Genomic DNA, 22,350 nt, shown 5'->3' with positions numbered 1-22,350 from the left:
GTGCCTCGGCCGATCATGGGCCCAGGCACTCCGCGGACAAAATGAAACAATAGTCAGCGTAGCTGCACCACGACCTTGCCCACAGCCTTGCGCTGGCCGAGGTCGTTGATCGCCTGCGCCGCCTGCTCCAGCGGGTACACCTGGGACACCAGCGGCTTCAACTTGCCCTCGGCGAACCAGCCGAACAGTTGCTGGAAGTTGGCGGCATTGTCCTGCGGCTGGCGCTGGGCGAACGACCCCCAGAACACCCCGACCACCGCCGCGCCCTTGAGCAGCGCCAGGTTCACCGGCAGCTCGGGAATGCGCCCGCTGGCAAAGCCCACCACCAGCAGCCGGCCATTCCAGGCGATGCCGCGAATGGCCTGGTCAAACAGGTCGCCGCCCACTGGGTCGTAGATCACATCCACGCCATTGCCGCCGGTAAGGCGTTTGATCTCGTCCTTGAGGCTGGCTTCGCTGTAGTTGATCAACTCATCGGCACCCGCCGCCTTGGCCACCGCCAGCTTGTCGGCGCTGCTGGCCGCGGCGATCACCCGGGCGCCCATGGCCTTGCCGATTTCCACCGCAGCCAGGCCGACGCCGCCGGAGGCACCGAGCACCAGCAGGGTTTCCCCGGGTTGCAGGTTGGCCCGTTGCTTCAGGGCGTGCATCGACGTGCCGTAGGTCATGCTGAAGGCGGCGGCGGTGTTGAAGTCCATGCTCGGCGGGATCGGCAGCACGTTGTAGCCCGGCACCGCGACCTGCTCGGCGAAGCTGCCCCAGCCGGTCAGGGCCATCACCCGGTCACCGACCTTCAGGTGGCTGACGTTCTCACCGACTTGGCTGATCACGCCTGCCGCTTCACCGCCCGGCGAAAACGGGAAGGGCGGCTTGAACTGGTACTTGCCCTCGATGATCAGGGTATCCGGGAAATTGACCCCGGCCGCATGCACGTCCAACAGGATTTCGTTCTTCTTGATCGCCGGGCTTTCGACGTCTTCCAGCACCAGGGTTTCGGCGGGGCCGAAGGCTTTGCACAGCACAGCTTTCATCGGACTATTCCTTTTGGCGTGTTGGCCGATAAGTGTAGGTGGGCAGGGCGACGGGTCAACGAGCATGCCCCGGCCTGATAAGTCGCCATAAGCTTGTGCTCAGGGCTGCTAGCGTTATGCTACTGGGCAACCGAATTGAGGAATGAACTGTGAAAGCGTGGATCCTGTTGATGCTGGCCCTGACACTGCCGACGGCAGCCCTGGCCGAAGAAGCCAAAGAAGGCGAAGCGCCGAAGGTCAGCTATATCAGCCTGAGCCCGCCGTTTGTCGGTAACTACGGCTTGGATGGCACCGCGAAGCTGCGGGTGTTCAAGGCGGATATCGCCCTGCGGGTCACCGGTCCCGAGGCAGCCGCTGCCGTGAAAGCCAACGATGCGCTGATTCGCAACCAGTTGGTGGCGTTGTTTACCCAGCAGACCAACGACACCATGAGCAGCGTTGATGGGAAGGAAAAACTGCGCCAGGAAGCCCTGAAGCAGACCCAGCAAGTGATGAACGACGAAACCGGCAAGCCGCAGGTTGAGGATCTGTTGTTCAACAACCTGATCATCCAGTAAGCCGGTCGCTTCGCGCCCTTCGCGCCCTTCGCGAGCAAGCCCGCTCCCACATTTAACCGCATTCTCATGTTAGAACTCGGTCAAGTGTGGGAGCGGGCTTGCTCGCGAAGAGGCCCTGACAGACACCTCAGGAAGCCAGGCTCTTCCTGAACCGCGCCAACGCCACCGCAAAGAACAGCAACCCGATCCCCGCCAGCGCCAGCAAGTCCGGCCACACCACATTCACACCCGCATCCCGGAACAGAATCGCCGCACTCAGGCTCACAAAGTGCGTCGACGGCGAGCCCTGCATCACCCATTGCAACCACTGCGGCATGCTGTCCAGCGGCGTGCTGCCGCCGGACAACAGCAGCATCGGGATAATCACCGGGATCGCCAGCAGGCCAAACTGCGGCGTCGAGCGGGCGAGGGTGGCGAGGAAGATGCCGAGGGCAGTACTGGCAAACAGGTACAGCGCCGTCACCAGCAAAAACAAAGTCAGCGACCCGGCCAGCGGCACGCCGAGCAAGCCTTTCACCACCACTTCCAGCGACAGCCAGGTGCACAGCACCACCACCAGCATGTTGCTCCAGATTTTCGCCAGCATGATTTCCAGCGCAGTCAGCGGCAGCACCAGCAAATGGTCGAGGGTGCCGTGTTCGCGCTCACGCAGCAGCGCGGTGCCGGTCAGCACGATGGCGAGGATGGTGATGTTGTTGACGATCTGGATCACCGCCAGAAACCAGCCGCCTTCCAGGTTGGTATTGAACAGCGCCCGGGTGGTCAGCAGCGCCGGCGCCTTTTGGGCGGCATCGGCCTGGTTGCCATAGGTCAGCAATTCCCGCTGGAAAATCCGTCCGATATACCCGGCACCCATGAATGCCTGGCTCATGGCCGTGGCATCGACGTTGACCTGCACCCCCGGCTGGCGCCCGGCCAACAGGTCGGCCTGGAAATTCGCCGGCACGTTGATCACGAAGGTGTACTGGCCGCTGTCCATCACCTTGTCCAGTTGGTCGTACGGCAACGGCACCGCCGCCTGGAATTCCGGCGGTTGCAGCGCTTCGGCCAGTTGCCGGGAAAGCGCGCTGTGGTCTTCATCCACAAAGGCCACGCTGGCGTTGTGCACGCCGATCACCGAGCCGGCGGCGGGCATATAGATGGCGACGGTAAAGGCGTAGAACAGGAACAGCAGCAACACGCTGTCGTGGCGCAGGCTGGTCAGTTCCTTGATGCCGAGGCGCAGGATATGGGCGAACTTGTGCATCTCAGGCCTCCTGCTTCTTGAGCATGATCAGGCTAAGCCCGGTGAACCCCAGGAAAAACCCGAACAGCGCCAGGCACTGTGGCCATAGCTGACGCAGGTCCAGGGCCTTGGTAAAGGTGCCCACCGCAATGTCGAGGAAGTAGCCCGCCGGAAACAACATGCCCATCAACGCGGCGGCGCCTTCCAGGGACGAGCGCGGCACGATCAGCCCGGAGAACTGGATGGTCGGCAGGCTGGTGATGATCATGGTGCCGAGGATCGCTGCGATCTGGGTGCGGGTGAACGCGGAAATCAGCAGGCCCATGCTAGTGGTGGCCAGCACATACAGCAGGCCGCCGAAAGCCAGGGTCACGCCGCTGCCCTTGAACGGCACGCCGAACAGCCAGCGGTTCATCGCCACCAGCAGGCCCAGGTTGATCAGGCTCACGGCCAGGTACGGCGCCTGCTTGCCCAACAGGAATTCCAGGCGGGTCAGGGGTGTGGCGTAGAAGTTGGTGATGGAGCCCAGTTCCTTCTCGCGCACGATCCCCAGGGCCGTGAGCATCGCCGGGATAAACGCGAGGATCAGCGCCATCACGCCGGGACCGATAGCGTTCACGCTGACCACGTCCTGGTTGTAGCGAAAGCGGGTTTCCAGTTTGGCGGCGGCTTGCTGATTCAGTGGTGTGCTGTTCAGTTCGGCCAGTTGTTGGAGGTTGGCCTGGTGCACGGCCTCGACATAATTGCGGCTGGTTTCCGCACGGAACGGCATGCCGCCATCGAGCCAGGCGGCCACGGCGGGTTGGCGGCCGGCGTAGAGATCGCGGCCGAACCCTGGCGGAATCTCCAGCGCCAGTTTGATCTCCGAGCGCTGCAGGCGTTTGTGCAGTTCGTTGGAGTCAGTGATCGGCGACTGTTCGGCGAAATAGCGCGAACTGCGAAAGGCTTCCAAGTAGGCCCGGCTTTGCGGCGTCTGATCCTGGTCGTATACGGCGAAGGCGAGTTTCTCCACGTCCAGGGAAATGCCGTAGCCGAAGATCACCATCATGAAAATCGCCCCCAACAGGGCGAAGGCCATGCGCACTTTGTCCCGCAGCAGTTCCTTGCCTTCGCGGCTGGCCACGGCCAACAGGCGGGCGACGCTGAACCCGTGTTTGCTGACGGGTGGGGCCATGGGTTCGCTGACGGTTTCGGAGGGCGCGGTGGCCGCTTCGGGCGCGCCTTGGGCCTGTTCGAGGCAGGTGACGAACGCTGCTTCCAGGGTTTCGCCGTGGAACTGCTGTTGCAGCGCGTCCGGCGTGTCGCAGGCCAGCACCCTGCCCGCGTGCATCAGCGAGATGCGGTCGCAGCGCTGGGCTTCGTTCATGAAGTGGGTGGACAGGAAGATCGTCACGCCCTGTTCCCGGGACAGTTCGATCAGCAGCCGCCAGAAGTCATCCCGCGCGGCCGGGTCGACGCCCGAGGTCGGCTCATCGAGGATCAGCACTTCCGGGCGGTGCAGCACCGCCACCGCCAGGGACAGGCGCTGGCGCAGGCCCAGCGGCAACTCGCCGGACGGCTGCTCGGCAACGTCGCCCAGGTCAAAACGCTTGATCAACTCGTCGATGCGCTGGCCGCTCCCGGCCTTGGGCAGGTCGAACAACTGCGCATGCAGCACCAGGTTCTGGCGCACGCTGAGTTCGCCGTACAGCGAGAAGCTTTGCGACATGAAACCCACGCGCTTGCGGGTGGCCAGGTCCTTGGCGTTGACCGGGTTGCCCAGCAGCGTGGCGGTGCCCTCGGTGGCGGGCATCAACCCGGTGAGGACTTTCATGGTGGTGGTCTTGCCGCAGCCGTTGGAGCCGAGGAAACCAAAGATCTCGCCCCGGCCAATCGCGAAGCTGACCTTGTTGACTGCCGTGAAGTCGCCGAAGCGCAGGGTCAGGTCGTGGGCTTCGATGGCGATGTCGGTGTTGTCGCTTTGCCGGGGCGGAATCACCAGCGGTTCGTTGTTATGGGCACTGTCGCCCTGGAAATGGGTGAAGGCTTCGTCCAGTTTGCCGCTGGGCGTCGCGGCGGCGAGTTCGCTGCTCAGGCCGTCGGCGATCAGCTTGCCGCGGTCGAGCATCAGGCAGTGTTCAAACTGCTCGGCTTCTTCCATGTAGGCGGTGGCCACTAGCAGTGTGAGCTGCGGGCGTTCGCTGCGTACGGTTTCCACCAGTTCCCAGAAGCGTCGACGGGACAGCGGGTCGACGCCGGTGGTGGGTTCGTCGAGGATCAACAGGTCCGGGTCGTGGATCAGTGCACAGCACAGGCCGAGTTTCTGCTTCATGCCGCCGGAGAGCTTGCCGGCAGGTCGCTCGGCGAAGCGTGCGAGGTCGGTGGCCAGCAGCAGGTTGTGCATGCGCTGGTCGCAATCGGCTTTTGACAGGCCGAACAGCGTGGCAAAGAACCGGATGTTTTCGCTGATGGACAGCTCGGGGTAAAGGTTGCCGCCCAGGCCTTGAGGCATGAAGGCGATACGCGGGTACAGGCTGTTGCGGTGGCGGCGGTCTTCGATGGAGCCGCCGAGTACTTGCAGTTCGCCTTGTTGAAGCTTTTTGACCCCGGCGATCAAGCCCAGCAGGCTCGACTTGCCGGCGCCGTCCGGGCCGATCAGGCCGCAGCGTGTGCCGGCAGGCAGGCTGAAGGCGATGTCGATCAGCGCCTGTTGCTTGCCGTAGCGATGGTTGATCCCCGTGGCGTGCAGCGCCAGGCCGTTCATTGCAGGTTGGCCGGCCAGTCCAGGTCAGCGGTGCGCACATAGCCGGCGCCGGGCATGCCCGGTTTGGCTTGGGGCACGGCGCTTGGTTGGGTCAGGCGCAGCTTGACCCGGAACACCAGCTTCTGGCGTTCGTCGCGGGTTTCCACTTCCTTGGGGGTGAACTGCGACTTGGCGGCGACGAAGCTGATTTTCGCCGGCAGCGGTTGCTTCGGCAGGGCGTCGAGGACGATCCGCGCCTCACTGCCGACGGTCAGGGCGCCGGTTACCGAAGCGGGCAGATACAGGTTCATGTATTGGTCGTTGGGGTCGATCAGCAGTAACACGCGGCCACCCGCGCCGAGCACTTCGCCGGGTTCGGCCAGGCGCAGCTGGATGATGCCGTCGATAGGCGCCCGCAGGCTGCTGTCTTCGATTTCGCTGGTGAGCTGGGCGACCTGGGCCTGGGCGGCGCCGATGGCGGCCTTTACCGAATTGACCTGGGCCTGGGCGGCGACCACGGCAGCGTTGCCGGTGTTTTGCCGGGCCTGCTGCTGGTCGATCAACTGGCCGCTGGCGAAGCCGCGCTTGTACAGCTCCTGGGTGCGCTTGAGTTCCTGGCTGGCCAGCAGCTGTTCGCTCCGGCGCAGTTGCACATTGGCTTCGGCAGCAGCGAAATTCTCCCTGGCCCGCAGCACTTCGGCTTCGGCCTGGGCGCGCTGGGCTTCCAGGGTGCGGGTGTCCATGCGCGCCAGCAGTTGGCCCTTGAGCACCTTGTCGCCTTCGTCCACCCGCACTTCGGCGAGGCGACCGGGGATCTTGGCGGCGATCTGCACTTCAGTCGATTCCAGCCGGCCATTGCCCATGCTCAAGCCTTCGGGCAGGCGGTCCTGGGTGGATTGCCAATAGCCGAAGCCGCCGGCGGCCAGCAGCAAGACAATCAATGGAATGGCGAAAAGATGGGAGGTACGGTGGTTCGTCGACATGGGTGCATCCTGCGGCGTTAGCGTCCTAGTTTGACCGATCCTGCCCGGAGGCCCTTGATGCGGGTCAAATGAAGCGCCAGCCTAACCCGGTTGGCGCGCAGATGCATGCGCCATGGGCGTGACCGCAGGGTTCTGCTGTTTCAGCGCAGGCCGAGTACGGCGGCCCATTGCTCGGCGGTGACCGGCATCACCGAAAGGCGGCTGCCTTTTTGCACCAGGGGCAACTCGGCGAGGGCGGTTTGCTGTTTCAGATAGCCCAGCCCCAGGACCTTCGCAAAGGTCTCGACGTGGGCAACATTGATCGCGCTCCACGGGTTTTTTTCAGGGCTGGCCTTGGCGTCGAAATAATGACTGTCGGGCTCCAGCGCGGTCGGGTCCGGGTAGGCTGCCTCGACGATTTTACCGATGCCGGCAATCCCCGGTTCCGGGCAGCTGGAGTGGTAGAAGAAGAACTGGTCACCCACCGCCATCGCCCGCAGGAAGTTCCGCGCCTGGTAGTTGCGCACCCCGTCCCACCGGGCCTCGCCGAGCTTTTCCAGGCCCTTGATGGACAGTTCATCGGGCTCGGATTTCATCAGCCAATAGGCCATGTTTTCGCTCCTCAAAAGTCGATTGGGAAAGTTGTCCTGCAATTTTATGACAAACCGACAGTCGGTTGGCGTCAAGGTTTGCGTGTTGGTTCACGTTAACGCAGAATGCCGGGGTTTTGAGCTTGACGCAGCTGGCACGGACTACTAATGGAACGTTGCTGTCATCGTGTGCAAGATGCCTGAAGGGGGGCAATCGATGAAACGCAAACCGGATTTACTATGGATTTTGGTTATTTTGTTCGGCCTGGGCGTTGTGACCACCGGCTATGCGCAGAGCTTGTGGTCGAACAAGACTGACGCACCGATTGAACTCGCACAGCAACAGCCGCAACCGTTCAAACGCTGACCCGTCTTCAAGGCGCTGCTGATTCCAGTAGCGTCTCTGCTATATACCAATCCTTATCGGTGACTGTGCCCTCAAGCGGTACATCCCAGCTTGCCTGTGCCAATCGTTCGACCTTCTGGCATTCATGGGCCAGGCCCAACAGCGTCGGCTTGCGCCAGGATTTCCGGCGGGCCATGTAGGCCAGGCTGCGGTCATAAAACCCGCCGCCCATGCCCAACCGTCCGCCCACATCATCAAAGCCAACCAGTGGCAGCAGCACCAGGTCCAGCGCCCAGACCTTGCGTTGCCGGCTGGCATTTACCTGGGGCTCGAGGATGCGAAAACGGTTGGGCCTCAGCTTTTCGCCGGGGCGCACTCGCTGGAACACCATCTTGGTTCGCGGCCATGCACTGAGCACCGGCAGGTACGTCGCCTTGCCCTGGCGCTGTGCAGCGCGCAGCAGCAGGCGCGGATCGATTTCACCGTCCGTCGGTAGATATAAGGATAGGTGTTTGGCCCGGCGAAACAGCGGGTGCTGTGCCAGTTGCCGATACAGGCCCAGGGCGGCCTGGCGTTGCTCGCTTGGCGTCAGGGCGCGGCGGGCTTTGCGCAGCATGCGTCGAAGTTGCGGGCGGGAAAGCGGCGCAGGTTCGGTCATGGTTTTCGGCTCATAAAACAATGCCAGTCCTGGGACTGGCATTGGATTTGGGAATCAGGCTCCCCGACAGAACCGCTGTCGACTTAGCCCTTGAACCCGAAAGTTCAAGGTGGAAGAAACAGTAGGCTTTAAGGCTTTCCGTCTAGCGGACATGCACACCAGCCCAACGTGTAACTTCCAGGGTAGTGCGAATCGGCTCAGGGACATCGCCGACTGGCAAGCACGCCAGGGAGTGGGGCGAGTATACCCGAAACCGACGCCGCAATCAGCCCTTGGGTGGCTCTGGATCGGTAGAAAGTACCAGATCGACCCGCTCCAGCAGGTCGCGCACCTGCTCGCGCGTCGAGCCGCTGGCCTGCACGTCAGGCCGTTCCTGCTTATGCAGCAGATCGTGGGTAATGTTCAGTGCGGCCATCACGGCGATGCGATCGGCGCCGATGACTTTGCCGCTGCTGCGGATTTCGCGCATCTTGCCGTCCAGGTAGCGGGCAGCGCTCACCAGGTTGCTGCGTTCTTCCTGGGGGCAGATGATCGAATATTCTTTGTCGAGAATCTGCACGGTGACGCTATTGCTTGAACTCATGAGTCTTGCTCCAGGGCCTTCAGGCGCGAAATCATCGATTCGACCTTACGCCGGGCGATTTCGTTTTTTTCAATGAGGTGAGCGCGTTCCTCGCGCCAGGTCTTTTCCTGAGCTAATAGGAGTCCGTTTTGGCTCTTAAGTTGCTCGACCCGGTTAATTAGCAGCTCGAGTCTGGCCATCAGCGCTTGCAGGTCGGTGTCTTCCATTGGGTTCCACTGGATTTTGTCTGATGAATGGCAACTGCTGGATAAACGATCTGACGCCCTCGATAGTCTTGGTACGTCTGCCGATGCTAGGATACAGCGCTTCATTCTAGACATTGCGCCGTCTGGCGCCTAGCTCACCATGCCCATTCAGAACTCCCCGTACGATGCTTTTTCCAAACTGCTGAGTTCCAGCGGTCATCCTTGCTCGCCTGCCGAACTGCACGGCGTGCTGCTGGGCCGCAGTTGCACCGGTGTCGGCTTTGATGCCGACAACTGGCTGGCCGATGTCGCCGAGCTGCTGGAAACCGAGCCTACCGAAAACGTGCGCAATGCGCTCATCGGCCTGCAAGAGATGGTTAAAGGCGAGCTGACCGGTGATGACGTCACCGTCGTCCTGCTGCTGCCTACCGATGACGCGCCGCTCACCGAGCGCGCCGCCGCGTTGGGCCAATGGTGCCAAGGCTTCCTCCACGGTTTCGGCGTGAACGCCGGCGGCCTCGACCTGAGCACCGATGCCCAGGAAGTGCTGCAGGACCTGGCCGCCATCTCTCAGGTGCAAGACGCCCTGGAAGAGTCCGAAGACGGCGAAAGCGACTACATGGAAGTCATGGAATACCTGCGCGTCGCGCCGCTGCTGCTGTTCACCGAGACCCGTAAATCGGCTGAGCCCGCTGCACCCAAGCCGTCGCTGCACTAAGAAAGGAAGCCCATCTGCCCATGATCCATATCCCCAAAGCGGAATACACCCGGCGCCGCAAGGCGCTCATGGCGCAGATGGAACCCAACAGCATCGCCATCCTGCCGGCGGCCGCGGTAGCCATCCGCAACCGTGACGTCGAGCACGTCTACCGCCAGGACAGCGACTTCCAGTACCTGAGCGGCTTCCCCGAACCGGAGGCGGTGATCGTGCTGATGCCCGGCCGCCAGCACGGCGAGTACGTGCTGTTCTGCCGCGAACGCAATGCCGAGCGCGAACTGTGGGACGGCCTGCGAGCGGGCACCGAAGGCGCGATTCGCGATTTTGGCGCCGATGACGCCTTCCCGATTACCGATATCGACGACATCCTGCCCGGCCTGATCGAAGGCCGCGACCGGGTGTATTCGGCCATGGGCAGCAATGCCGAATTCGACCGGCACCTGATGGAGTGGATCAACGTGATCCGCTCTAAAGCGCACCTCGGCGCCCAGCCACCGAACGAATTTGTTGCCCTGGATCATCTGCTTCATGACATGCGCCTGTATAAATCGGCGGCAGAAGTGAAGGTGATGCGCGAGGCGGCGCGGATTTCCTGCGCGGCCCATGTACGGGCGATGCAGGCCAGCCGCGCCGGGTTGCATGAGTTCAGCCTGGAAGCGGAGCTCGACTACGAGTTTCGCAAGGGCGGGGCGAAGATGCCGGCCTATGGTTCCATCGTCGCCTCGGGGCGCAACAGCTGCATCCTGCATTACCAGCAGAATGACGCGGTGCTCAAGGACGGCGACCTGGTGCTGATCGACGCCGGCTGCGAGATCGACTGCTACGCCAGCGACATCACCCGCACCTGGCCGGTGAGCGGCAAGTTTTCCGCCGAGCAGAAGGCGATTTATGAAATCGTGCTGGCTTCCCAGGAAGCCGCCTTTGCCGAAATCGCCCCGAACAAGCATTGGAACCAGGCCCACGAGGCGACGGTGCAAGTGATCACTGCCGGGCTGGTGACGCTGGGATTGTTGCAGGGTGATGTCGACGAACTGATCGCCAGTGAAGCTTATAAAGCCTTCTATATGCACCGCGCCGGCCACTGGCTGGGGATGGATGTGCACGATGTGGGCGAATACAAGGTCGGCGGCGAGTGGCGGGTGCTGGAAGTTGGCATGGCACTGACTGTGGAGCCGGGGATTTACATCTCGCCGGACAACCAGAACGTGGCGAAGAAATGGCGTGGCATTGGCGTACGCATCGAGGACGACGTGGTGGTGACCAAGCAAGGCTGTGAAATTCTGACCGGTGGCGTGCCCAAGTCCGTCGCCGAGATCGAAGCATTGATGGCGAGCGCCCGATGAGCCGGGTCAACCTGGCGATTATCGGCGGCGGCCTGGTGGGTGCCAGCCTCGCATTGGCCTTGCAGGCCGGGGCCAAGGCCCGGGGCTGGAAGATCGTGCTGATCGAGCCGTTTGCCCCCGGCGACAGCTACCAGCCGAGCTATGACGCGCGTTCTTCAGCGCTGTCCTTTGGCGCGCGGCAGATCTATCAACGGTTGGGCGTGTGGCAGGAAATCTCTCGCCGCGCCGAGCCGATCAAACAGATTCATGTGTCGGACCGTGGCCGCTTCTCTACCGCGCGCCTGTCGGCCATGGAAGAGGGTGTGCCGGCGCTTGGCTACGTGGTGGAAAACGCCTGGCTGGGCCAATGCCTGTGGCAAGGGCTGGACAAGGACGTGGTCAGTTGGCGTTGCCCGGCGGAAGTTACGCGCATGGAGCCGCTTGCCGATGGCTACCGCCTGACCCTCAATGACGAAACCGTGCTGGAGTGCGACCTCGCGGTGCTGGCCGATGGCGGTCGCTCAGGTTTGCGCGAGCAACTGGGCATCGGCGTTAAAAAGCGGCCGTACAACCAGAGCGCGCTAATCGCCAACATCACCCCAAGCGAGGCCCACAACGGCGAGGCGTTCGAGCGGTTCACCGACGAAGGCCCGATGGCCTTGCTGCCGTTGCCGGACAACCGCTGCGCGCTGGTCTGGACCCGCGTCGGCATGGACGCCAAGCGCCTGGCCGAGCTGGACGAACGCAGCTTCCTGAGTGAACTGCAGGGCGTGTTCGGCTACCGCCTGGGCACCCTCAAGCAAGTCGGCGCGCGCCACCTGTACCCGCTGACGCTCGTGGAAGCGGAAGAACAAGTGCGCTCTCATCTGGCCGTACTTGGCAATGCCGCCCACAGCCTGCACCCGATTGCCGGTCAGGGCTTCAACCTGTCCCTGCGGGATGCCTACGCGTTGGCCGAGGCGCTGCTGGCCGGGCCGGCGATTCCGGGCGACCTGGCGACACTGCAGGCGTACCGCGAGCGTCAGCGCATGGACCAGAAACTCACCGTCGGCTTCTCCGATCAGGTCACCCGCCTGTTTGGCAGTGCGCAACCGTTGGTCGCGCTGGGCCGCAACATGGGCTTGCTGGGCCTCGACTTGCTGCCGCCGGCCAAGCGCTGGTTCGCGCGCCAGGCCATGGGCCTGGGTACCCGTCCCGATGCGTGAGTGGCTGACCCGACGCCTGGGCAAGGCGCGGCTGTTGCGCTGGATCATGACCCTGTACCCGCCGTACCTTGGGGCCGGAATTCGGGTGTTGCACATCGGCAGCGATTTCCGCGAGGTCAAGGTGCGCATGGGCCTGGGCTGGTACAACCGCAACTACGTCGGCACGCAGTTTGGCGGCAGCCTGTATTCGATGGTCGACCCGTTTTACATGCTGATGCTGATGGAGAACCTGGGCCGCGACTACATTGTCTGGGACAAGGCTGCCGCTATCGACTTTATCTCGCCGGGCAAAGGCCCGGTGTTCGCCGAATTTTCCATCGACCAAGCGTTGCTGGACGAGATTCGCCAGCACACCGCCAGCGGCGACAAGTATTTACCGCAGCTCAAGGTACAGATTCATGACGGCTCCGGCACCCTGGTGGCGCGGGTCGACAAAACCCTTTACGTGCGGCGCAAGCTGCAATCGAGACAGGCTTAAAGCATGGACATGCGCGCAGATGTGCTGATTGTCGGGGCCGGAATGGTCGGAAGCGCCCTGGCGCTGGCGTTGCAGGGCAGTGGCCTGCAGGTGCTGCTGCTCGACGGCAGCCCCCTGAGCGTCAAGCCGTTCGACCCTCATGCTGCGTTCGAACCGCGGGTGAGCGCCTTGTCGGCCGCCAGCCAGCGCATCCTCGAACGCCTTGGCGTGTGGGACGGCATTGTCGAGCGACGTGCCAGCCCGTACGGCGAGATGCAGGTGTGGGACGGCAGCGGCACCGGGCAGATCCACTTCTCGGCGGCCAGCGTGCATGCCGAGGTGCTGGGGCATATCGTCGAAAACCGTGTGGTCCAGGATGCCTTGCTCGACCGCCTGCACGACTGCGACCTCGGCCTGCTGGCCAATGCGCGCCTGGAACAGATGCGCCGCTCCGGCGATGACTGGCTGCTGACCCTCGCCGATGGCCGCACCTTGCGCGCGCCACTGGTGGTCGCGGCGGACGGCGCCAACTCGGCAGTACGTCGCCTGACCGGCACCGCTACCCGTGAGTGGGATTATTTGCACAACGCCATCGTCACCAGTGTGCGCAGCAGCCAGGTGCATCAAAAGACGGCCTGGCAGCGTTTTACCGACAATGGCCCGCTGGCGTTCCTGCCGCTGGTGCGGGACGGGCAGGAAGACTGGTGTTCGATTGTCTGGTCGACCACCCCGAGTGAGTCCGAGCGCTTGATGGCGCTGGACGATGAAAGCTTCTGCCGTGAACTGGAAAATGCCTTCGAAGGCCGCCTGGGCAGCGTGATAAGCGCCGATCCACGGCTGTGCGTGCCGTTGCGTCAGCGCCACGCCAAACGTTACGTGGCCGAAGGCCTGGCATTGATTGGCGACGCGGCCCACGTCATTCATCCGCTGGCGGGGCAGGGCGTGAACCTGGGCTTCCTCGATGCGGCGGTGCTCGCCGAGGTGCTGCTGGCGGCCAACGAGCGCGGCGAGCGCCTGGCGGATGTGAAGGTGCTCAGCCGTTACGAGCGTCGGCGCATGCCGCACAACCTGGCGCTGATGGCGGCGATGGAAGGCTTTGAGCGGTTGTTCCAGGCCGATCAACTGCCGTTGCGCTGGCTGCGTAATGCAGGGCTGAAGGTGGTTGAGCAGATGCCGGAGGCCAAGGCGTTGTTTGTGCGTCAGGCATTGGGTTTGACCGGGGATTTGCCGGAGCTGGCCAAGGCCTGAGGGTGCTGTGCAACATCTGGTAACGGCTCCGTTGAGCGTTACCAAATGTGAGTCCTTATCATTTGCGCTCTTTTTGCAAATGAGAGACCGCACCCATGTTGGCACCCAAGCGCCTCCTGACTGCCCTGGCACTCACTCTTATCGGCAGCACCGCCGTGCAGGCGGCCGATGAGGTCGTGGTCTACTCCTCGCGCATCGACGAACTGATCAAGCCGGTGTTCGACGCCTACACCAAGAAGACCGGCGTGCAGGTGAAGTTCATCACCGACAAGGAAGCGCCGCTGATGCAGCGCATCAAGGCCGAAGGTGAAAACGCCACCGCCGACCTGCTGCTCACCGTCGACGCCGGCAACCTCTGGCAGGCCGAGCAGATGGGCATCCTGCAGCCGTTCACCTCTGCGGTGATCGACAAGAATATTCCCCTTCAATACCGTTCTTCGGCCCATGCCTGGACTGGCCTGAGCCTGCGAGCGCGGACCATCGCCTACTCCACCGATCGCGTGAAACCGGGCGACCTGACCACCTACGAAGCCCTGGCCGACAAACAGTGGGAAGGCCGCCTGTGCCTGCGCACCGCGAAGAAGGTCTACAACCAGTCGCTGACCGCCACCCTGATCGAAACCCACGGCGCGGCCAAGACCGAAGAAATCGTCAAGGGCTGGGTCAACAACCTGTCCACCGACGTGTTCTCCGATGACATTGCCGTGCTGGAGGCGATCAACGCCGGGCAGTGTGACGTGGGTATCGTGAACACCTACTACTACGGCCGCCTGCACAAGCAGAAGCCGGACCTGGCGGTGAAGTTGTTCTGGCCGAACCAGGGCGACCGCGGGGTGCACGTCAACCTGTCGGGCATCGGCCTGACCAAGCATGCACCGCACCCGGAAGCAGCCAAGGCGCTGGTGGAGTGGATGACCACGCCGGAAGCGCAGAAGATCTTTGCGGATGTGAACCAGGAGTTCCCGGCCAACCCGGCGGTGCCGCCGTCGGCGGAGGTGGCGACCTGGGGCAAGTTTGTAGCTGACACATTGCCGGTGGAAGTGGCGGGCAAGCGTCAGGCTGAGGCTATTCGCTTGATGGATCGCGCTGGCTGGAACTAAGTGCACGTTTAAAAACACCGCACACAGTGTGGGAGCTGGCTTGCCTGCGATAGCATCACCGCGGTGTGACTGACACACCGAGGTGCGTGCATCGCGGGCAAGCCCGGCTCCCACACTGTTTTGTGGCGAGTTAAAAATATTATCCCCAGAGATCTGTTCCTTGGCCCATCCCGCCCAACGCCGCTGGTACCTGCCGGTCTTCACCGTCGCCGCCCTGGTGCTGCTGCCGTTGAGCGTGCTGTTGCTGTCGTGGCAGACCATCGACCACCAGATCTGGTCCCACCTGTGGGAAACCCAGATGCCACGTCTGCTGGGCAACACCTTGACCCTGGTGCTGGGCGTCGGTGTGGGCGTTACGCTGCTGGGCGTCAGCCTGGCCTGGCTGACCAGCCTCTGCGAATTCCCCGGCCGGCGCTGGCTGGACTGGGCGTTGATGCTGCCCTTCGCGATTCCCGCCTATGTGCTCGCCTTCGTCTTCGTCGGCCTGCTGGACTTCTCCGGCCCGGTGCAAACCCTGCTGCGCGAATGGTTTGGTACAGGCTTGCGCCTGCCGCGTGTGCGCTCGACCAGCGGTGTGATCATCGTGCTGGTGCTGGTGTTCTACCCCTATGTTTATCTGCTGGCACGCACCGCGTTCCTCGCCCAGGGCAAAGGCCTGATGGAAGCGGCGCGTGTCTTGGGGCAGTCGCCGTGGCAAGCGTTCTGGCGGGTGGCCCTGCCCATGGCGCGTCCCGCCATCGGTGCGGGCGTGGCCCTCGCGTTGATGGAAACCCTGGCGGATTTCGGTGCCGTCTCGGTGTTCAACTTCGACACCTTTACCACCGCCATCTACAAGACCTGGTACGGCTTTTTCAGCCTCTCCAGTGCCGCGCAACTGGCCAGCCTGTTGCTGTTGGTGGTGATGCTGGTGCTGTACGGCGAACGCCGTGCCCGGGGCGCCAGCCGGCCGAGCAACGAGCGACCTCGCGGCAAGGCGCTTTACCATCTGCGCGGGTTCAAGGCGGCGTTGGCCAGCGGTTGGTGCGGATTGGTGTTCGCCTGCGCGTTCGTGATCCCGATGCTGCAACTGGTGGCCTGGTTCTGGCAGCGTGGCCGTTTCGACCTGGACGAGCGCTACGCCGGTTTGATCGTCCATACCCTGTACCTGGGCGGTATGGCTGCCCTGATCACCGTCAGCGTGGCCCTGGTGCTGGCGTTCGCCCATCGCCTGGCGCCCACCCGAGCCATCCGCTCCGGCATCAGCCTGGCCAACGTAGGCTACGCGCTGCCCGGCTCGGTACTGGCGGTGTCGATCATGCTGGCGTTCAGCTACCTGGATCGTGAACTGGTGATCCCGGTCTCCGGCTGGCTGGGGGGCGCCGGCAAACCGCTGTTACTGGGCAGTTTGTCGGCCTTGCTGCTGGCGTATCTGGTGCGCTTCATTGCGGTGGCCTACGGGCCGCTGGAAAACAGCCTGGCGCGAATCCGTCCGTCCTTGCCGGAAGCCGCCCGCAGTCTTGGGGTCAGCGGGCCGCGACTGTTTTGCAAAGTGTATCTGCCACTTTTGCTGCCGGGCACCCTGAGCGCGGCGCTGCTGGTGTTTGTCGATGTGCTCAAGGAAATGCCGGCGACCCTGCTGATGCGCCCGTTCGGCTGGGACACGCTGGCGGTGCGGATTTTCGAGATGACCAGCGAAGGGGAGTGGGCGCGGGCTTCGCTGCCGGCCCTGACCCTGGTATTGGTGGGGCTGTTACCGGTCATCGGGTTGATCCGACGTTCGGCGCGACGAATCGGTTAGGTGCCAGTCCTACGGCTTGAGGCTACAATGCGCGGCATTCGGTGCGGTCGATCTTTCAGATCGGGTTGCTGAACGCGGCTACAGGCCTTGTATTTCAAGGCGTGCGGCCCGAACGGCGACCGTCCGCACCTTCGCCACGCCCGGAAGGAGAAACCCATGGGACAGCGCACGCCTCTGTATGACCTGCATCTCGCCCTTGGCGCGAAAATGGTCGATTTTGGCGGTTGGGATATGCCTTTGCACTACGGCTCGCAGGTTGAGGAGCACCATCAGGTGCGACGCGACTGCGGGGTGTTCGATGTATCCCATATGACCGTGATCGATATCACAGGCCCCCAGGCCAAGGAATGGCTCCAGCATTTGCTGGCCAATGATGTTGACCGATTGCACGGCTGCGGCCGCGCGTTATACAGCGCCATGCTCAACGAGCAGGGCGGCGTGGTGGACGACATGATCGTCTACCGTACCGAGGGCGGTTACCGGCTGGTGGTCAACGCCGCCACCCGTGACCAGGACATGGCCTGGATGCAGGCTCGGCTCGGCAGCTATCAGGCCCAGCTCCGCGAGCGGCCCGAATTGGCCATGCTCGCCATTCAAGGCCCCCATGCCCGGCAAAAGATCGCTGAACTGGTGACCCAGTCCCGCGCCACCCTGATCCATCAGCTCAAGCCCTTTGAAGGCCTGGCTGACGGCGACTGGTTTATCGCGCGCACCGGTTACACCGGCGAAGACGGTCTTGAAATTGTCCTGCCGGCCGATCAGGCCCCGGCGTTCTTCAACGACCTGGTAGGCGCAGGCATTTCGCCCATCGGCCTCGGCGCCCGCGACACGCTGCGCCTTGAGGCCGGCATGAACCTTTACGGTCAGGATATTCACCAGGACGTCTCGCCCCTGGCAGCCAACATGGCCTGGAGCATCGCCTGGGAGCCGGCCGAGCGGGATTTCATCGGCCGCGCCGCCCTGGAAGCCGAAAAGGCTGCGGGTGTGAAGTCCAAGCTGGTCGGCCTGGTGCTGGAAGAGCGCGGGGTTTTACGCGCTCACCAGGTGGTTCGTATCGCCAATGTTGGCGAAGGAGAGATCACCAGTGGTAGTTTCTCTCCTACGCTAAGCAAATCCATTGCCCTGGCGCGTGTGCCGTCGGCGACTGCTGACCGGGCCGAGGTGGAAATCCGCGGCAAGTGGTACCCGGTTCGGGTGGTCAAACCGACGTTCGTGCGCCATGGCAAAACATTGATCTAACTTTTCCGGCGGGCCAATGGCCGCTGACATTTTTCCTTGAGGACACAGACTATGAGCGATATCCCTGCCGACCTGCGTTTTGCCGAAAGTCACGAATGGGCCCGTCTGGAAGCTGACGGCACCGTGACCGTCGGGATCTCGGACCATGCCCAGGAAGCATTGGGGGATGTGGTATTCGTCGAGTTGACCGAAGTCGGCAACGTATTTGAGGCGACTCAGCAGGCGGGTGTAGTTGAATCCGTTAAGGCCGCTTCGGATATCTACTCGCCAATTGCTGGCGAAGTGATCGCGGTGAACGACGCCTTGAGCGGCGAGCCAGAACTGTTGAACTCCGACCCTTACGGCGCCTGGATCTTCAAGCTCAAGCCAAGCAACCCGTCTGAGCTGGACAAGCTGCTGGACGCTGCCGGTTACAAGGCTGCCATCGGCGAGTGATCCCGCTGCGGGAGCCGGCAACCGGCTCCCGCAAAGGTTTTATCCGCGTTTCAATACTGCTTTTACCGCCGCTACCGAACGCTCTACGTCCGCTTTCGTCATCGCCGTGAACATCGGCAACGACACAATCAAACGCCCCACTTTTTCCGCAACCGGGAACATGCCTTCCTTGAATCCCTGTGCCTTGTACAAGCTCAGCAGGTGGATCGGTGGGTAGTGATAGCCAATGCCGACGCCATGGGCCTGCATCTGCTCCATGAACGTGGCGCGTGCGGGCAGGCCGTCCTGACGCTCCGGCAGTACCAGCTGGAACAGGTGCCAGTTGCTGTTTTCGAAGTCTGCCGGTGGCAATTGCGCGCCGTACTTTTCTTCGAAATCACTGCCGAAGCATTCGAAATAGTGCCGTGCCAGTTCCTGGCGGTGGGCAGTGATCTTCTCGATATGGGCAAACTGGCCCAGGCCGATGGCTGCTGCGATGTCGGTCATGTTGAACTTGCCGCCCAACACATCCACGTCGAGGCCATCGAAGCCGGTGCGGGTCACGCCCTGCAGGCGATATTTCTCGGCCAGGCGTGCTTCTTCAGCGTTGTTCAATACCAGGCAGCCGCCTTCGGACGAGGTGATGTTCTTGTTCGCCTGGAAGCTGAACGATACGAAATCGCCGGTAGCGCCAATGCGTTGGCCATCCCAGCTGGAACCCAGGGCCTGGGCTGCATCTTCGACGATGCGCAGGTTGTACTTGTTGGCCAGCGCGTAGAGCAATGGCATGTCCAACGGCAGGCCCGCCAGGTATACCGGGATGATTGCCTTGGTGCGCGGTGTGATCGCGGCTTCCACCTTGGCCAGGTCGATATTGCGGGTCACCGGGTCGATGTCGGCGAACACCGGCGTGGCACCGACTTCCAGAATCACGTTGGCCGTGGCTACCCACGAAATCGGGGTGGTGATGACTTCGTCACCAGGCCCGATACCGGCGATGCGCAAGGCAATCTCCATGGTGCAGGTGCCCGAGTTGAAGGTACGCACCGGGCGCCCCCCAAAATATTCCGACAACTGCGCCTCGAACGCCTGCACTTTCGGCCCGCTGGTGATCCAGCCGGAGCGCAGTACGTCGCCTACCGCCGAGATGGTGGCTTCATCAATGGTGGGCTTGGAGAACGGCAGAAAGGGCAGTTGGCTCATGACGTTGAAGGCATCCGTTTCAGAAGGCGATGAGAAAAAGCATATCAATGCCGGGCATGGTTGCACGGCTCGACTGAATATAGCCTGTCGTCTGTGAATGAATCGTCCCGCCTGAAACAAAAAATGCCGCCTCGGGAGCGGCATTTCAGCATCGGTGTCAGAAGGCAACGCGTGCCTCAAGAAACACGTTCTGCTCTTTGAGCTTGCCTTTGAGCTGTTCGTCCCGGGCGTTGATCCGATTGGCGAACGTGTTGTAGCCGGTCTCGATCCCGCCCATGTCCACGTAACGCCAGCCGGTACCCAGGGTCAGGGTTTCGCTGACCTTGGCATCCAGCCCCAGGCCAACGCTGTAGGCGAAGTTGTATTGGCGATTGCTGGCGAAACGGCGGGTGTCGTTGGTCTGGTAACCCTCGGCGTCAACCTGGGCCACGCCGACTCCCGCCATACCGTAGAACGACAGCCATTCATTGATCGGGATGTTTTTATAACCGTTGAGCATCAGGCGCTGGCTGTCGGTGCGCAGGCTGTTGACGTTGGCATTGAACGGTGCCCAATGGGATTTGAAGGTCGAGTGGCTGGGCATCGTGTATTCCCCCTCCAGGCGCCAGCCATCGGCAAAGGCATAGCCTACGGCGAATGAGCCGGTGAAAGTCTTGCTGCTGTCGGGGGCTTCTACCCGGTGGGTTACGCGTGGGCTGGTCAGCAGTGAGCTTGAGAGATTCTGCCGGGCGCTGTTGAGCTTTGCCGACCCGTACCAGCTTTCTGCCTGGGCATAAGGCGTGGCAACCGCGGCGAGCAGCAGGGCGTAGGAGAGTTTTTGCATGGTCATCGATTCACTCAGTCTGAAGGGAATCGATAGCTTGTTGCCGGGCGCGCCTGCAACTCGACAGGACTTTTCCTGTTCAGATGCGGAATCGCCAGCGTCTGGCGTAGGAAATCAGGGCAAAAAAATGCCGCTCTCGAGGAACGGCATTTTTTATGCGGCGGTGTTACTCGGAAGCAATGGCGTTTTTCGCCAGGATTGCGTTCGCCAGGTCCATATCCGTGGCCTTGAGGCCAGGGTTATCGGCGCGGACTTTCTGCATCGCAGCTTCCAGGTATGGGCCACGGATGTTGCCGTCACTGGCGACGAAGCTACCGGCGTCGTCCTGGGCGGCGACTACCATTTTGTGGTCCTTGAAGGTCAGGTACGTCGAGCCGGTCGTGGCACCCGATGAGATGACATTACGCCAGAAGCTGTCGGCCATGGCTGAACCGACAGGAAGGGAAAGCACAGCGAGGGTTGCGACAGCATATTTTAGACGCATGATGGGTGACTCCGACTGGGTTATCTGAACAGTTTGATTGTAGATAGCCCAGCCGAGTTCCATGGATGACTAAACAGTTTCAACCTGCAAAATCACACCTTCCTGACCAATGACACGTACGTGTGCCCCAGCCGGCGCGTCCGGCCCGGATGCCATCCACACACCGTCACCCACCTTGATCTTGCCACGGCCCTCGACGATGGCCTGATGCACCACAAAGGTGCGACCGATCAACTCGGAGCCGCGCATGTTCAGCCCCGGCTGGTCGCTGACCTTGGCGCTGCTGCGCTGGCGTCGCCACCAGTACACCGCCGTGAGGATCGACAACACGGCGAACAGCAGCAGTTGCCACTCCAACCCCAGGCTCGGCACCAGGAACTTGATCACGCCCACGGCTGCCGCGGCGATGCCCATCCACAGCAGATAACCACCGGCACCGAACACTTCAAGGATCAACAGCACCGTGCCCAGTGCCAGCCAGTCCCAAAACGACAGGTGCTGCAGGAATTCCCACATGGTGCGTGCCTCAGGCTTTCTTGTTGTCGAAGGTTGCCTTGACGATTTCGCCGATGCCGCCGACTGCGCCAATCACCTGGCTGGCTTCCAGCGGCATCAGGATCACCTTGCTGTTGTTGGCCGAGGCCAGCTTGCCCAGTGCGTCGATGTATTTCTGGGCGACGAAGTAGTTGATGGCCTGCACGTTACCGGTGGCGATGGCTTCCGATACCACTTGAGTGGCGCGGGCTTCGGCCTCGGCCTGACGTTCGCGGGCTTCGGATTCCAGGAAGGCGGCCTGACGACCACCTTCGGCCTCCAGGATCTGCGCCTGCTTCTTGCCTTCGGCGGTCAGGATCGCGGAGGCTCGCAGGCCTTCGGCCTCGAGGATCTGCGCACGCTTGATCCGCTCGGCCTTCATCTGGCCGGACATGGCGGCCATCAGGTCGGCAGGCGGGCTGATGTCCTTGATCTCGATCCGGGTGATCTTGATGCCCCACGGTGCGGTGGCTTCGTCGACGGTGCGCAGCAGTTTTTCGTTGATGCCGTCACGCTGGCTGAGCATCGCATCCAGCTCCATGGAGCCGAGCACGGTACGGATGTTGGTTTGCAACAGGTTGCGGATGGCGTGTTCGAGGTTGTTCACCTCGTAGGCCGCCTGGGCGGTATTGACCACCTGGAAGAAGCACACGGCGTCGATCTGCACCGTGGCGTTGTCAGCGGTGATGACTTCCTGGGGTGGGATATCCAGCACGCTTTCCATCACGTTGATCTTGCGACCGATGCGGTCCATGACCGGAATGATGATGTTCAGGCCGGGCTTGAGGGTGTTGGTGTAGCGGCCGAAGCGCTCGACTGTCCACTGGTAACCCTGCGGGACCACCTTGAAACCCATGAAGAGGATGGCGACGGCCAAGCCTACAAAAAGAAGCAGTACGGTTCCGATCTGCATAACGATTCCTTGTCTGGTGACGGTAAAGCGAGGTTTTTCCGATTGTAACGGTGT

24 protein-coding genes and 1 other RNA gene are annotated in these 22,350 nt (G+C 62.4%); 11 read left to right on the top strand and 14 right to left on the bottom strand.

Annotated features, from left to right (window positions below):
* Positions 1–53: 53 nt before the first annotated feature.
* The gene (locus QF039_RS28155) at positions 54–1,031 is read right to left on the bottom strand and encodes an NADPH:quinone oxidoreductase family protein (RefSeq protein ID WP_177054897.1); all 978 of its coding nucleotides are present in this window, start codon (positions 1,029–1,031) and stop codon (positions 54–56) included.
* Between the two features lie 149 nt (positions 1,032–1,180).
* On the opposite strand from QF039_RS28155, the gene QF039_RS28150 reads away from it, so the two are divergent.
* A complete protein-coding gene (locus QF039_RS28150; RefSeq protein WP_003213967.1) occupies positions 1,181–1,588 on the top strand; it encodes a flagellar basal body-associated protein FliL in 408 nt (135 codons plus the stop codon).
* Between the two features lie 127 nt (positions 1,589–1,715).
* Here QF039_RS28150 and QF039_RS28145 read toward each other — a convergent pair whose 3' ends face one another.
* The 4 genes from QF039_RS28145 to QF039_RS28130 all read right to left on the bottom strand — a co-directional run bounded on the left by QF039_RS28145 (position 1,716) and on the right by QF039_RS28130 (position 7,108).
* A complete protein-coding gene (locus QF039_RS28145) occupies positions 1,716–2,834 on the bottom strand; it encodes an ABC transporter permease (RefSeq protein ID WP_003213965.1) in 1,119 nt (372 codons plus the stop codon).
* A gap of 1 nt (position 2,835) precedes the next feature.
* A complete protein-coding gene (gene rbbA / locus QF039_RS28140) occupies positions 2,836–5,556 on the bottom strand; it encodes a ribosome-associated ATPase/putative transporter RbbA (RefSeq protein ID WP_307521802.1) in 2,721 nt (906 codons plus the stop codon).
* Positions 5,553–6,518: an HlyD family secretion protein gene (locus tag QF039_RS28135; protein WP_003213963.1), complete on the bottom strand. Its 966-nt coding sequence runs from the start codon at positions 6,516–6,518 to the stop codon at positions 5,553–5,555. The genes rbbA and QF039_RS28135 overlap by 4 nt, the downstream gene beginning before the upstream one ends.
* Before the next feature lie 140 nt (positions 6,519–6,658).
* A complete protein-coding gene (locus QF039_RS28130) occupies positions 6,659–7,108 on the bottom strand; it encodes an EVE domain-containing protein (protein ID WP_003213961.1) in 450 nt (149 codons plus the stop codon).
* A 196-nt stretch (positions 7,109–7,304) separates the two neighbouring features.
* Between QF039_RS28130 and QF039_RS28125 the strand changes: the two genes are divergently transcribed.
* A complete protein-coding gene (locus QF039_RS28125; protein ID WP_003213959.1) occupies positions 7,305–7,454 on the top strand; it encodes a hypothetical protein in 150 nt (49 codons plus the stop codon).
* 7 nt (positions 7,455–7,461) lie between these two features.
* Here QF039_RS28125 and QF039_RS28120 read toward each other — a convergent pair whose 3' ends face one another.
* The 4 genes from QF039_RS28120 to QF039_RS28105 all read right to left on the bottom strand — a co-directional run bounded on the left by QF039_RS28120 (position 7,462) and on the right by QF039_RS28105 (position 8,880).
* Complete coding sequence (locus QF039_RS28120; RefSeq protein ID WP_177054900.1) at positions 7,462–8,091, bottom strand: 5-formyltetrahydrofolate cyclo-ligase; 630 nt, start codon at positions 8,089–8,091, stop codon at positions 7,462–7,464.
* A gap of 56 nt (positions 8,092–8,147) precedes the next feature.
* Positions 8,148–8,326: non-coding RNA, 6S RNA (ssrS, locus tag QF039_RS28115), on the bottom strand.
* Between the two features lie 30 nt (positions 8,327–8,356).
* Complete coding sequence (locus QF039_RS28110) at positions 8,357–8,674, bottom strand: cell division protein ZapA (protein ID WP_003213956.1); 318 nt, start codon at positions 8,672–8,674, stop codon at positions 8,357–8,359.
* Entirely contained in the window at positions 8,671–8,880 is a 210-nt protein-coding gene (locus QF039_RS28105; protein ID WP_003213954.1) for a TIGR02449 family protein, read from the bottom strand. Before QF039_RS28105 ends, QF039_RS28110 begins: the two co-directional genes overlap by 4 nt.
* A gap of 139 nt (positions 8,881–9,019) precedes the next feature.
* On the opposite strand from QF039_RS28105, the gene QF039_RS28100 reads away from it, so the two are divergent.
* The 9 genes from QF039_RS28100 to gcvH all read left to right on the top strand — a co-directional run bounded on the left by QF039_RS28100 (position 9,020) and on the right by gcvH (position 18,360).
* Positions 9,020–9,577 (top strand): YecA family protein, encoded by a 558-nt coding sequence (locus tag QF039_RS28100; protein WP_003213952.1) that lies wholly within the window; start codon positions 9,020–9,022, stop codon positions 9,575–9,577.
* A 20-nt stretch (positions 9,578–9,597) separates the two neighbouring features.
* Positions 9,598–10,920, top strand: a complete 1,323-nt coding sequence (gene pepP, locus QF039_RS28095; RefSeq protein WP_307521797.1) for a Xaa-Pro aminopeptidase — start codon at positions 9,598–9,600, stop codon at positions 10,918–10,920.
* On the top strand, positions 10,917–12,104 hold the full coding sequence (ubiH, locus tag QF039_RS28090) for a 2-octaprenyl-6-methoxyphenyl hydroxylase (RefSeq protein WP_177020273.1): 1,188 nt from the start codon (positions 10,917–10,919) through the stop codon (positions 12,102–12,104). The genes pepP and ubiH overlap by 4 nt, the downstream gene beginning before the upstream one ends.
* A complete protein-coding gene (locus QF039_RS28085; RefSeq protein ID WP_177066862.1) occupies positions 12,097–12,582 on the top strand; it encodes a DUF4442 domain-containing protein in 486 nt (161 codons plus the stop codon). Before ubiH ends, QF039_RS28085 begins: the two co-directional genes overlap by 8 nt.
* A 9-nt stretch (positions 12,583–12,591) precedes the next feature.
* Positions 12,592–13,809 (top strand): 2-octaprenyl-3-methyl-6-methoxy-1,4-benzoquinol hydroxylase, encoded by a 1,218-nt coding sequence (locus QF039_RS28080; protein ID WP_162835188.1) that lies wholly within the window; start codon positions 12,592–12,594, stop codon positions 13,807–13,809.
* Between the two features lie 95 nt (positions 13,810–13,904).
* Positions 13,905–14,909, top strand: a complete 1,005-nt coding sequence (locus QF039_RS28075; RefSeq protein ID WP_307521793.1) for an extracellular solute-binding protein — start codon at positions 13,905–13,907, stop codon at positions 14,907–14,909.
* A 160-nt stretch (positions 14,910–15,069) separates the two neighbouring features.
* On the top strand, positions 15,070–16,686 hold the full coding sequence (locus tag QF039_RS28070; protein WP_003213940.1) for an iron ABC transporter permease: 1,617 nt from the start codon (positions 15,070–15,072) through the stop codon (positions 16,684–16,686).
* 156 nt (positions 16,687–16,842) lie between these two features.
* Positions 16,843–17,925: a glycine cleavage system aminomethyltransferase GcvT gene (gene gcvT, locus QF039_RS28065; RefSeq protein WP_003213938.1), complete on the top strand. Its 1,083-nt coding sequence runs from the start codon at positions 16,843–16,845 to the stop codon at positions 17,923–17,925.
* Positions 17,926–17,976: 51 nt separating this feature from the next.
* On the top strand, positions 17,977–18,360 hold the full coding sequence (gene gcvH, locus QF039_RS28060) for a glycine cleavage system protein GcvH (protein WP_307521791.1): 384 nt from the start codon (positions 17,977–17,979) through the stop codon (positions 18,358–18,360).
* 39 nt (positions 18,361–18,399) lie between these two features.
* Here the strand turns inward: gcvH and QF039_RS28055 are convergent, their stop codons facing one another.
* The 5 genes from QF039_RS28055 to QF039_RS28035 all read right to left on the bottom strand — a co-directional run bounded on the left by QF039_RS28055 (position 18,400) and on the right by QF039_RS28035 (position 22,296).
* A complete protein-coding gene (locus QF039_RS28055) occupies positions 18,400–19,542 on the bottom strand; it encodes a DegT/DnrJ/EryC1/StrS aminotransferase family protein (RefSeq protein WP_134327501.1) in 1,143 nt (380 codons plus the stop codon).
* Between the two features lie 157 nt (positions 19,543–19,699).
* Complete coding sequence (locus QF039_RS28050) at positions 19,700–20,371, bottom strand: outer membrane protein (RefSeq protein ID WP_008438895.1); 672 nt, start codon at positions 20,369–20,371, stop codon at positions 19,700–19,702.
* A gap of 160 nt (positions 20,372–20,531) precedes the next feature.
* Positions 20,532–20,849, bottom strand: a complete 318-nt coding sequence (locus tag QF039_RS28045; RefSeq protein ID WP_008438896.1) for a DUF2388 domain-containing protein — start codon at positions 20,847–20,849, stop codon at positions 20,532–20,534.
* A 69-nt stretch (positions 20,850–20,918) separates the two neighbouring features.
* Positions 20,919–21,365, bottom strand: a complete 447-nt coding sequence (locus QF039_RS28040) for an NfeD family protein (protein ID WP_008438897.1) — start codon at positions 21,363–21,365, stop codon at positions 20,919–20,921.
* Positions 21,366–21,375: 10 nt separating this feature from the next.
* Positions 21,376–22,296 carry an SPFH domain-containing protein gene (locus tag QF039_RS28035; protein WP_003213925.1) on the bottom strand — a complete coding sequence of 307 codons (921 nt, stop codon included), beginning with the start codon at positions 22,294–22,296 and terminating at the stop codon, positions 21,376–21,378.
* Between the last annotated feature and the right edge of the window lie 54 nt (positions 22,297–22,350).

Origin of the sequence: Pseudomonas sp. W2I6 (assembly GCF_030815935.1) — a bacterium.
Classification (GTDB): domain Bacteria; phylum Pseudomonadota; class Gammaproteobacteria; order Pseudomonadales; family Pseudomonadaceae; genus Aquipseudomonas.
This window is presented reverse-complemented; position numbering and strand designations above follow the sequence as displayed.

Excerpts from the sequence above, each read along its gene's own strand:
- QF039_RS28120 (WP_177054900.1), bottom strand. The coding sequence starts at position 8,091 with ATGACCGAACCTGCGCCGCTTTCCCGCCCGCAACTTCGACGCATGCTG.
- QF039_RS28040 (WP_008438897.1), bottom strand. The coding sequence starts at position 21,365 with ATGTGGGAATTCCTGCAGCACCTGTCGTTTTGGGACTGGCTGGCACTG.
- QF039_RS28155 (WP_177054897.1), bottom strand. The coding sequence starts at position 1,031 with ATGAAAGCTGTGCTGTGCAAAGCCTTCGGCCCCGCCGAAACCCTGGTG.
- QF039_RS28105 (WP_003213954.1), bottom strand. The coding sequence starts at position 8,880 with ATGGAAGACACCGACCTGCAAGCGCTGATGGCCAGACTCGAGCTGCTA.
- QF039_RS28075 (WP_307521793.1), top strand. The coding sequence starts at position 13,905 with ATGTTGGCACCCAAGCGCCTCCTGACTGCCCTGGCACTCACTCTTATC.
- QF039_RS28135 (WP_003213963.1), bottom strand. The coding sequence starts at position 6,518 with ATGTCGACGAACCACCGTACCTCCCATCTTTTCGCCATTCCATTGATT.
- pepP (WP_307521797.1), top strand. The coding sequence starts at position 9,598 with ATGATCCATATCCCCAAAGCGGAATACACCCGGCGCCGCAAGGCGCTC.
- gcvT (WP_003213938.1), top strand. The coding sequence starts at position 16,843 with ATGGGACAGCGCACGCCTCTGTATGACCTGCATCTCGCCCTTGGCGCG.
- QF039_RS28035 (WP_003213925.1), bottom strand. The coding sequence starts at position 22,296 with ATGCAGATCGGAACCGTACTGCTTCTTTTTGTAGGCTTGGCCGTCGCC.
- QF039_RS28055 (WP_134327501.1), bottom strand. The coding sequence starts at position 19,542 with ATGAGCCAACTGCCCTTTCTGCCGTTCTCCAAGCCCACCATTGATGAA.
- QF039_RS28080 (WP_162835188.1), top strand. The coding sequence starts at position 12,592 with ATGCGCGCAGATGTGCTGATTGTCGGGGCCGGAATGGTCGGAAGCGCC.
- QF039_RS28100 (WP_003213952.1), top strand. The coding sequence starts at position 9,020 with ATGCCCATTCAGAACTCCCCGTACGATGCTTTTTCCAAACTGCTGAGT.
- QF039_RS28110 (WP_003213956.1), bottom strand. The coding sequence starts at position 8,674 with ATGAGTTCAAGCAATAGCGTCACCGTGCAGATTCTCGACAAAGAATAT.
- QF039_RS28085 (WP_177066862.1), top strand. The coding sequence starts at position 12,097 with ATGCGTGAGTGGCTGACCCGACGCCTGGGCAAGGCGCGGCTGTTGCGC.
- QF039_RS28045 (WP_008438896.1), bottom strand. The coding sequence starts at position 20,849 with ATGCGTCTAAAATATGCTGTCGCAACCCTCGCTGTGCTTTCCCTTCCT.
- ubiH (WP_177020273.1), top strand. The coding sequence starts at position 10,917 with ATGAGCCGGGTCAACCTGGCGATTATCGGCGGCGGCCTGGTGGGTGCC.
- rbbA (WP_307521802.1), bottom strand. The coding sequence starts at position 5,556 with ATGAACGGCCTGGCGCTGCACGCCACGGGGATCAACCATCGCTACGGC.
- gcvH (WP_307521791.1), top strand. The coding sequence starts at position 17,977 with ATGAGCGATATCCCTGCCGACCTGCGTTTTGCCGAAAGTCACGAATGG.
- QF039_RS28130 (WP_003213961.1), bottom strand. The coding sequence starts at position 7,108 with ATGGCCTATTGGCTGATGAAATCCGAGCCCGATGAACTGTCCATCAAG.
- QF039_RS28050 (WP_008438895.1), bottom strand. The coding sequence starts at position 20,371 with ATGACCATGCAAAAACTCTCCTACGCCCTGCTGCTCGCCGCGGTTGCC.
- QF039_RS28145 (WP_003213965.1), bottom strand. The coding sequence starts at position 2,834 with ATGCACAAGTTCGCCCATATCCTGCGCCTCGGCATCAAGGAACTGACC.
- QF039_RS28125 (WP_003213959.1), top strand. The coding sequence starts at position 7,305 with ATGAAACGCAAACCGGATTTACTATGGATTTTGGTTATTTTGTTCGGC.